Here is an 8,684-nt window from a genome sequence, read left to right on the forward strand (position 1 = left end):
GGAGGCTACCGCGACGGTGGGCAGCCCCATGCAGTGCATGCTCAAAGGGGTTTGCGCCCAGTGTCTGCAATGGCAGATCGACCCGGAGACGGGGCAGCGCACCAAGGCGGTGTTCTCCTGCGCGCAGCAGGATCAGCCCCTGGCCTGGGTGGACCTCGATAACCTCACCGCACGACAAAGTCAAAATCGCCTGCTGGAAAGAGTCTCGAGCCAGTGGCTGGATCATGTCGTGAGCGGAGAGACATAGTAAAAGGGCCATAGAATACGGCGAATCACCCAGTGGGGTGTATGGGCGTCATGTTTCTTATGTTGGCTGAAAGTCTTTGGAGGGCAATCAGGCTATGGCTTCTCGTTTACAAAAAATCCGTCTGGGTGATCTGCTGATCCAGAACGGCATCATTACTGCCGAGCAGTTGGATATGACCCTCATCCAGCAGCGGAGAAGCGGGCGCAAGCTCGGGCAAGAACTGATTGCCCAACACTTGGTGACCGAAGAAAGTCTACTGACTTTTCTGGCTAGTCAACTCCATCTGGAACGCATCGATTTATCGCAGCAGGCGTTAGATCCGCAGTTGGTGTTGCGGCTTCCTGAATCGCTGGCGCGACGCTACCGTGCCATACCCGTACAGGACCGGGGTGAGCACTACGTGGTAGGCATGGCCGACCCCACCGATTTGCCGGCTCTGGATGCCATTTCCCGGGCCATGGGCAAACCCGTGGAAATGGCCCTCATCTCCGAGTCCCAGTTGCTGCACATTCTTCCTCAGCTTTATGGCGCGGTCAGCAAAAGTGCCGAATTGCGCGAGGCGCTGGGCGATACCGTGACCACTTCGGCCCTGCCCCCGATCCTGGAGAGCAGCGCTGAAGATGCGCCCATCGTGCGCCTGCTCAACGCCGTTTTTACGGATGCCGCGCGGCTGCGGGCCTCTGACATCCATTTTGAACCGGAAGAATCGGGTCTGCGGGTGCGGCTGCGCGTGGACGGCGTCCTGCGTGAGCATCTGCGCGTGGACGGCCGTTTAATGCCGCTGATCGCGTCCAAACTCAAAGTGATGGCTAATCTCGATATCGCCGAACGTCGCCTCCCTCAGGATGGGCGAATGCATCTCGAACTGGAGGGCAAAGCCTATGATGTACGCATGGCCACCATGCCCGTCCAGGACGGGGAAAGCGTGGTCCTGCGCCTGCTGGACCAGCAAACCGCATTACTGCATTTTAATGAGCTCGGGATGCCCCGCAACATTGAGATCAGCCTGCAAAACATCATGCACCGTCCGCACGGATTGTTTCTGGTAACCGGCCCTACCGGGTCAGGCAAATCGACGACGCTGTATGCGGCACTGAATGAAATCAACACGATCGAACGCAAGATTTTCACCGTGGAAGACCCCGTGGAATACCGCCTCCAGGGCATCAGCCAGGTGCAGGTGCATCCCCGTATCGGGCTCGATTTTGCGCGGGTGCTCCGCACCATCCTGCGCCAGGATCCGGATGTTATCATGGTGGGCGAGATCCGCGACCATGAAACGGCGGAAATCGCCGCGCGCGCCGCTCTGACCGGTCACCTGGTGCTGGCCACGCTCCACACCAACGACGCGGTGGGCGCCTTTCCGCGATTGCAGGAACTCGAGGTGGAATCTTTTCTGATCGGGTCGGCGGTGCTCGGGGTGATGGCGCAACGCCTGGTGCGTCGTATCTGCCCGTCCTGCAAGACCGAGGACAAGGAGGTCAGCCCCGCAGAACGCGCGGCTTTTGCCGACCGTCTCGGCGTGCCTCCCGACTTCGTCACCTTTTCCTGCGGGAAAGGTTGCAACACCTGCAATTTCACCGGGTATCGCGGTCGTCAACCGGTTTTCGAACTGATTCGCATGGATCCATTACTCCGCGCGGCCATTCTCGGTAATAGCCGCGCAGCACTTCTTGAGGCCGCGAACCGGCAACAACAGTTCACTTTATTACGCGAAGAGGCCATGCGCCTGGTTTGGGAGGGCATTACCACCCTGGCAGAAATGGCGCGGGTGACCAGCGACGCGGCGGAGGACTGATGGCGCGTTTCCGCTATCGTGCCCGCGATGATCACGGACAGCTCCGCGAGGGCATCATGGATGCCGGAGAAGGTACGATGGTCGCGCAGGCCCTGCGCAATAACCAGCTTATCCCCGTCAGTGTGGAAGAGCTCCGCGAAGGCGTTCGTATCGAACAGTTGTGGACCCGGCTCAACCGACGCCCCATCAGTCGCGCCGATATCGTCCTCTTTACCCGCCAGCTTTATGCCCTGCTGCACGCCGGCATCCCGGTGCTCAACGCCATAGAAGGACTGATCAGCACTTATGGCCCGCAGACCCGCATCGGCGAAATACTCATACAGGTGCAGCATACGCTAGGCGATGGTCAGCCGCTTTCCGTCGCACTGGCGGCTTACCCTAAAGTCTTTCAGCCTCTGTATCTCCGTCTGGTAGAAGTCGGTGAGACGACGGGCAATCTCGATACGGTGCTGCTGCAGTTGTCCGGCTATCTAGAACGCGAGGACATCACCCTCGCCCGCATTCGTCAGGCTTTTCGTTATCCGTTTTTTGTGGCCATCGCTTTGGCTGTCGCCATGGTTATTCTCAACATCATGGTCATCCCGGCCTTCGCCAAACTCTTCGCCAGCGCCCATATCACCCTGCCTATTTTTACCCGTATGCTCATCGCCTTCAGCAATTTTACGGTGGCCTGGTGGTGGCTGATCCTCATTATCGCCTTTACCGCCATTTACGGTTTTCGCCTCTTTCTTCGTCAACCGCACGGACGTTGGCTCTGGGACCGTTTCTTGTTGCGTACCCCTATTTTCGGCGCGCTGATCCTGGAAGACGCCATGGCGCGCTTCGGCAGAACCTTACAATTGGTCGCCACTGCCGGTGTCCCTATTCTCAAGGGTATGGAACTGGTCATTGGCGCGGTACACAATCGTTTCATAGAGGATCGCCTGGCTGCGCTCCCCAAGGCTCTTCTCCGCGGTGAAGATCTGCACATGAGCGCCAGCACCACCGGACTCTTTCCGCCTTTGGTTCTGCAAATGCTGCGCGTCGGCGAGGAAACGGGCGCGCTGGATAGCATGATGGGCGAGGTGGCGGATTATTATGAGCGCGAGGTGGAAAAAAAGGTGGACAGCCTTGCCGCGCGCATCGAACCGATCATGGTGGTGATCATGGGTGGTCTGGTTTTCATCCTCGCTGCCGGCATCTACCTGCCCATGTGGGATATGGTGAAGATGGTCAAACAATAGCCGGATCGTTAACAATCATCCATTAAAAATGGTTGCTGTATATTGACTCCCGTTCCGGGAATTTAGTACCATTGATTCCTGTTATGCTTTGTCACCAAAGAAGTTACAGAGCAGACTCCATAGGAGATGTCATGCAAAAGGATTCCAGTGAACAGGGTTTCACCCTGATCGAGCTTATCGTGGTTATTGTCATTCTCGGCATTCTCGCCGCTTTTGCCATTCCGCGTTTTGTAAATCTGCAGAACGACGCGCGGCGCAGCGTGTTGCAGGGTATTTCCGGTTCTCTGCAAGCCGCATCGGCGCTGGCCTACAGCAAGGCGCTGGTAAGCACGCCTGTCCAGACGGGGGCCAGTGGCACCATTTCCGTCCCCGGAGCCGGCACTAACGGCACGGTGGCTCTGGCTTATGGCTATCCCACGGCGGGCAGCATCTCCACCATGCTCCAGGACACCACCAATTTTGGTGTGAGTGCCGCCGGGACCACAGCGACGTTCTGGCCTACCTCGGCCGGCAACTCTGCTCAATGCAACGTGGTGTATACGGCGGCCACCAGTTCTATCGTTCCGCCCACCATCGTCACGACCTCCACCGACTGCTCCTGATTGTTCATCGGCAGAGGGGTGTAGCAAGCCAGGGAGCCTTCCGTTCCCTGGCTTGTCCGTTGTAAGGACATGGACGGGCAAATGGCTGACCGCGGCTTTACTCTCATTGAAGTCATTGCCGTCCTGATCATAGCCGGTATCCTGGCGGCGCTGATTTTGCCGCGCTTCATGGGGATAGGGGGCTACAGTGCCAATGCCGCGCAGGGTGATGTGATTGCCGCGGCCCAATACGCCCGGCAATTGGCCTTGCTGGGCAACGGCGACATTATCCTGAGCGTTCAGGGGAGTACTGTTGCGGTGCAAAACAGTGTCGGGCAAAACCTGCCGGTCCCCGGCGGCAAGGGCTACCCCATCACCATCCCGGCCAGCGCCCAGGCCAGCGCCACCTTCACCTTCACCAGTTCCACCGGCAGCGTGGCCAATGCCACTCAAACCAGCAGCATCACCCTTGCCGACGGTGGCGGCGCGGACCGCGTGGTGTGCATCTCCCCCACTGGGTTGGCTTACGCCGGACCGTGCGCATGAGTAGGGTGGCATTGAGGGGAAAGGAGCACGGTGTCACCCTCATCGAGCTGGTGATAGGCATGGCCTTGATGGGCTTTCTGGCTGCACTCATCATCCCCGTGGTCTGGTATGGCCGCTTCGGTGCCAATCCGGTGCCGACGGCACAGGCCACGGCTATTGCTCAAAGTACGTTGGAGCAAGGGATGGTAGCGAATTATAAAAGCCCTTTTGGCAATGGGTGTAAGGGAAAACCAAGCCCGACACCAGCAAATAGCTACGGCTTTAGCATCACCACAAATTGTACAGAAAATAAATTGAAATTGCGTACAAAAAATAAACAGCAATGGATCCCGAAAAAAGATGCCGAATATCTGACGGTGCAGGTCCGCGGCCCCAGCGGTGCGGATATCACTCTGGGGGCGTGGCGCACGAAATATTGCTTCGGCAGCAGTTGCCCATGATATCCCTGAAAAACCGCTCCAGTGCCCAGGGTGGCCTCACTCTCATCGAACTGATTGTCGCCATCGTCATCCTCGGCATCCTGTCCGTGGGGGCGACGGCGCTCATCGTGCGTTCGGTGCAAACCTATCAGACCAACCGCGCCGCTGGCGAACTGGCCAGTCAGGGCGAGATGGCACTGACGGTGATGGCGCGGGAACTGCATAATGCCCAGCCGGGGACGTTAAAATTTCCTAATGGCGGAGCAACCGTCTCTTTTAGACGCTGTACCGCGCCGCCCAGCGCCGCTGCTGCCAGCGCCTGTCCCGGCAGCTATTATGGCTTTGCCTTTAGCAACGGGCAACTGACCCAGAGCACACCCAACTGGCCGTCGGCGCAGGTTCTCGCGGTCAATGCCAGTGGCGCTTTCAGCGCACTTCCCGTAGGATCGAGCGCGAGCACGGCCAGCGGCGTGTCGGTGATACTGACCCTCAGCGACCCCGCAGCCGCTGTCCGCCTCAGTCTGAGCCGGGCCATCGCCGTCCTCAGTTCCGCCTATTCCGTGGTCAATAACCAATGACGGCCAAACGGGATAATCGCCCTGTCACGCTATCTGCGGAAAAGGGCTCGGCCCTGGTGATGATGATATTCATCATGGTGGTGCTCGCCCTGCTGCTGGCGGCCCTGGCCTATATTACCGCCCAGAGCAATCAGAACACGGCCTACCAGATCGCCTCCACCCGTGCCTACTGGGCGGCCCAGAGCGGGGCGGAATGGGGGACATACCAGATCGCGCCCGCCACCGGCAGCGCCGCCCGCCGGTGTTTCAGCCCTAGTCCGGCGTATCCGGCCATTGGCAGCATTCCTGGGTTGGGGGGCTGTTCGGCAAAGGTGGCTTGTTCATCGGCCCGCACGGCTTCCACCACCTCTTACCAGATCACCAGCCAGGGAGCTTGCCCGGCGGGCAATCTTGGTGCTGGTAATTCGCCGGTGGTTGCACTAAGAAGTGTCATCGTAGCGATAAGTGCCACGCGTGGAGGAAAATCCGGCAGGCAAATTGCCACCCTCAACTACTGGCTCGAAAACCCATGACCACCTGGCAATTCTTGCCGTTTTCGGCTAATACTCCCGCCATGGGTGTAGTAACAATATGAAACTCTGGGATGCCGACCTGCGGGACATTGTGCGGCGCTGGCGGAAACGCCCTCCGGTGGTGCTGGAGTTGCGCCGGGACGGCTATTGCCTCGTGCGAGTGCATCATGGCGAAGCCGAACTGATCCTGGCCGAGGACATCGACCCGTTATCGAGCCGCTACCGGGAACTGCTGCTGGAGTCCTTACGCCACAGCGTGCAGAGCCATGGGCTGGCTGGCAGTCTGGCGGCTACGTATTTGTTCCGGGAGGACTATAACTTGCAAGTCGTGGATGCGCCCAAGGTGCCCGCGGCGGAGATGCTCGCCGCCCTGCGCTGGCAGCTCGCGGATTTGCTGGATTTTCCGGTGCAGGAGGCGGTGCTGGACGCCATTCCCGTGCCGGACACTGAAGGGCGCCAGATTTTCGCCGTTGCGGTGCGCGCGAGCGTGGTTCAGGAACGGATAGACCTGTTGCGCGGTGTTGGCCTGCAACCTTTTTATGTCGGCATCATCGACCTCGCCCTGCGCGATTTGTGCTGGCTCCTGCCCGAAGAGGCGGGCGGCGTCGGGCTATTGCTGATGGAAACCCGCAGTTGCCATCTGACCCTGGTGCAGGGCGGCAGCTACCGGTTTGGCCGACCACTGCCGCTGGGCTTTGCGCATTTTCCCGGCGATGATGATCCGGCGGGTTTCCGCTCCGCCAGCGAAGGCCTGGCTCTAGAGATACAGCGCACCATGGATTTTTACGAAAATCGTTTCCGCCGCCCGCCGCCCGCCGTTCTCTATCTCTGCGGCGCGCCGAAGTCGTTGCCGGAGATGCTGGGCGAGCTGCTCGGGCGGCGCTGCGCGCATGTCGAGGAATCACTTTCCCCGGCGGACAGTCGCTGTCTTCTGGCCCAGGCCTTTGCCGCGGAACTGCCTGTCCCATGAGCCTGCGACTGCCGCCAGCGGCCGATCCGGCCCGCGTCAATTTTTACAGTGATCGCTTCATATCGCGGCAAGTACCCTTCTCGGCGCGCTTCAGCCTGATTTTCCTCGGCGTCCTGCTTCTTGCCCTCAGCGGGCTGGCCCTGTACTGGCAGCAGGCCAATCAGGAACAGGCACAACTGTTGGCGACTCAGGAGCAACGACTGAGCGCGCTGCAAAGCCAGCGGGACCAGCTCATCGCGCGCTATGGTCCGGGCGCCCAGTCTGCGTGGGAAACCCGGCAACAGGCGCTGCAGACGGAAATCGACGAGCGGCGCTTTCTCTTGCAACTGCTTTCTCTGCATGTGGCCAGCCAGAATCCATCGGAGATACTCAATGCCCTTGGTCGTGGCATCGTTCCCGGTATCTGGCTGACGCGCATGAGCGGCGACGCCGGCGGATTGGTTTTGGAAGGACGTACCCTGCGGGCGGCGACTATACCGCTCTACGTGGAACGGCTCCATGCCCAGCCGGTACTGGCCGGTCTGACATTGGCCGGGATCACCGCCAGCAGTGGCATCACGGCCCCCGACAGCAGCATTCCATCCACTGCGCTGCTGGATTTCCGCATTAGCGCCGCCGCCCGTTCGCCGGAGCGGCCATGAACGCCCTCCGGCACTGGTTCACCCGTTTCGACGCACTCAGCCTGCGCGAACGCGTGTTGGTGTTGTCAGCCGCCCTTACGGTGCTGTTCATGGGTTTTTATCAGTTGCTGCTCGCGCCCCTGCAAAGTGGTCTGCAAGACAAAAAACAACAATGGCAGACCGGGCAAATCCACGCGACCGCTATGGAAAGCGAAATTCAGGCATTATTGCGTAACGCACCCCTGCAGGCGCGGTCGCGCCTGGATGCCCAGCAGCGGATCATCGCTACCCTGGATGAGCAGTTGCACCAGGCCGGTCAGCGCTACCCCCGGCAGGATGAACTGGCTGGTTGGCTGCGCACGTTGTTAACGGAGCGTCCTGGGGTACAGTGTGTACGCTTCCACACCCTTGCGCCCTCCCAGGTATATCCTTTACCGGCGGATAAGGGTGACAAGGTCGGCCCGCGTCTGTATCAAAGCGGGGTTTCCCTTACCCTGCAGGGTGATTTCCACAGTCTGCTTGCCTACCTGCAAAGTGTGCAGCGAGGGCCCTGGCGTTTACAATGGGGCCAGTGGACTTACACCGTGATACAGTACCCAAAGGCCGAGTTACGGATTGATGTACGTACCTACGCCATCGCCTGGAGCGGCCGGCGGGACGCTCCCGGACCAGGGGCCGGGTTGACCACCGGTCAAATCCGGAGCGCCCTTGGGACGCTGCGTGGTCTGCCCAAGGCCGCGGGGGGTAGTTCATGAGTGCGCTCTTCGGACTGTTGCTGGCCGCCCAAATGCAGATAACCCCCAATCCGACCCGTCCGGACGACTACCGCACCGGGGCTGCGGGCGCGCCCCTCGCGTCCCTGGTCCTGGACAGCACCCTGACCGGCGGGCAGGTGCCCGTGGCCATTCTCAACGGCCGCCTGTACCCCTTGGGAAGCCAGATCGGACCCTATCGCCTGATCGCCGTGGGTGCCGGTTGGGTGATACTGGGAGCGGGATCCAAAAGGCTGCGTCTGGTCATTGGCGGTTCTATCAACCCGAGTGAAGAGAAATGATCATGCGCAAACAGTTGGCAATATTGATGAGCTGTATCTGGCTGGCGGGTTGCCAAACGGTGCCTGATAATCCCGCAAGCGCCATGCTGCCGGCGACAAAACCGGCGATAAAGCCACCCCCGCCGGCCGTGCAACA

General features: G+C 60.1%; 12 protein-coding genes. All 12 read left to right on the forward strand.

What is annotated here, in order from left to right:
• Nucleotides 1–247, forward strand: a 247-nt coding sequence (locus HF921_RS04615) for a hypothetical protein (protein ID WP_215893390.1), incomplete at its 5' end; no start/stop codon positions are given.
• Nucleotides 248–341: 94 nt separating this feature from the next.
• Nucleotides 342–2,045 (forward strand): GspE/PulE family protein, encoded by a 1,704-nt coding sequence (locus HF921_RS04620; RefSeq protein ID WP_215893391.1) that lies wholly within the window; start codon nucleotides 342–344, stop codon nucleotides 2,043–2,045.
• On the forward strand, nucleotides 2,045–3,268 hold the full coding sequence (locus tag HF921_RS04625) for a type II secretion system F family protein (protein WP_215861783.1): 1,224 nt from the start codon (nucleotides 2,045–2,047) through the stop codon (nucleotides 3,266–3,268). The genes HF921_RS04620 and HF921_RS04625 overlap by 1 nt, the downstream gene beginning before the upstream one ends.
• A 131-nt stretch (nucleotides 3,269–3,399) precedes the next feature.
• Nucleotides 3,400–3,870 carry a prepilin-type N-terminal cleavage/methylation domain-containing protein gene (locus HF921_RS04630; protein WP_215893392.1) on the forward strand — a complete coding sequence of 157 codons (471 nt, stop codon included), beginning with the start codon at nucleotides 3,400–3,402 and terminating at the stop codon, nucleotides 3,868–3,870.
• 81 nt (nucleotides 3,871–3,951) lie between these two features.
• The gene (locus HF921_RS04635) at nucleotides 3,952–4,395 is read left to right on the forward strand and encodes a prepilin-type N-terminal cleavage/methylation domain-containing protein (RefSeq protein WP_215893393.1); all 444 of its coding nucleotides are present in this window, start codon (nucleotides 3,952–3,954) and stop codon (nucleotides 4,393–4,395) included.
• On the forward strand, nucleotides 4,392–4,835 hold the full coding sequence (locus HF921_RS04640; RefSeq protein ID WP_215893394.1) for a type IV pilus modification PilV family protein: 444 nt from the start codon (nucleotides 4,392–4,394) through the stop codon (nucleotides 4,833–4,835). Before HF921_RS04635 ends, HF921_RS04640 begins: the two co-directional genes overlap by 4 nt.
• A complete protein-coding gene (locus tag HF921_RS04645) occupies nucleotides 4,832–5,392 on the forward strand; it encodes a type II secretion system protein (RefSeq protein ID WP_215893395.1) in 561 nt (186 codons plus the stop codon). The genes HF921_RS04640 and HF921_RS04645 overlap by 4 nt, the downstream gene beginning before the upstream one ends.
• Nucleotides 5,389–5,904 (forward strand): hypothetical protein, encoded by a 516-nt coding sequence (locus tag HF921_RS04650; protein WP_215893396.1) that lies wholly within the window; start codon nucleotides 5,389–5,391, stop codon nucleotides 5,902–5,904. The genes HF921_RS04645 and HF921_RS04650 overlap by 4 nt, the downstream gene beginning before the upstream one ends.
• A 58-nt stretch (nucleotides 5,905–5,962) precedes the next feature.
• Nucleotides 5,963–6,874: a type IV pilus biogenesis protein PilM gene (locus tag HF921_RS04655; protein WP_215893397.1), complete on the forward strand. Its 912-nt coding sequence runs from the start codon at nucleotides 5,963–5,965 to the stop codon at nucleotides 6,872–6,874.
• Complete coding sequence (locus HF921_RS04660) at nucleotides 6,871–7,515, forward strand: PilN domain-containing protein (protein WP_064219832.1); 645 nt, start codon at nucleotides 6,871–6,873, stop codon at nucleotides 7,513–7,515. Before HF921_RS04655 ends, HF921_RS04660 begins: the two co-directional genes overlap by 4 nt.
• Nucleotides 7,512–8,249 carry a DUF2681 domain-containing protein gene (locus HF921_RS04665; RefSeq protein WP_215861791.1) on the forward strand — a complete coding sequence of 246 codons (738 nt, stop codon included), beginning with the start codon at nucleotides 7,512–7,514 and terminating at the stop codon, nucleotides 8,247–8,249. Before HF921_RS04660 ends, HF921_RS04665 begins: the two co-directional genes overlap by 4 nt.
• Complete coding sequence (locus tag HF921_RS04670) at nucleotides 8,246–8,548, forward strand: hypothetical protein (protein ID WP_215893398.1); 303 nt, start codon at nucleotides 8,246–8,248, stop codon at nucleotides 8,546–8,548. The genes HF921_RS04665 and HF921_RS04670 overlap by 4 nt, the downstream gene beginning before the upstream one ends.
• Nucleotides 8,549–8,684 lie beyond the last annotated feature (136 nt).

This window comes from Acidithiobacillus ferriphilus, assembly GCF_018854775.1.
Taxonomy (GTDB): domain Bacteria; phylum Pseudomonadota; class Gammaproteobacteria; order Acidithiobacillales; family Acidithiobacillaceae; genus Acidithiobacillus; species Acidithiobacillus ferriphilus.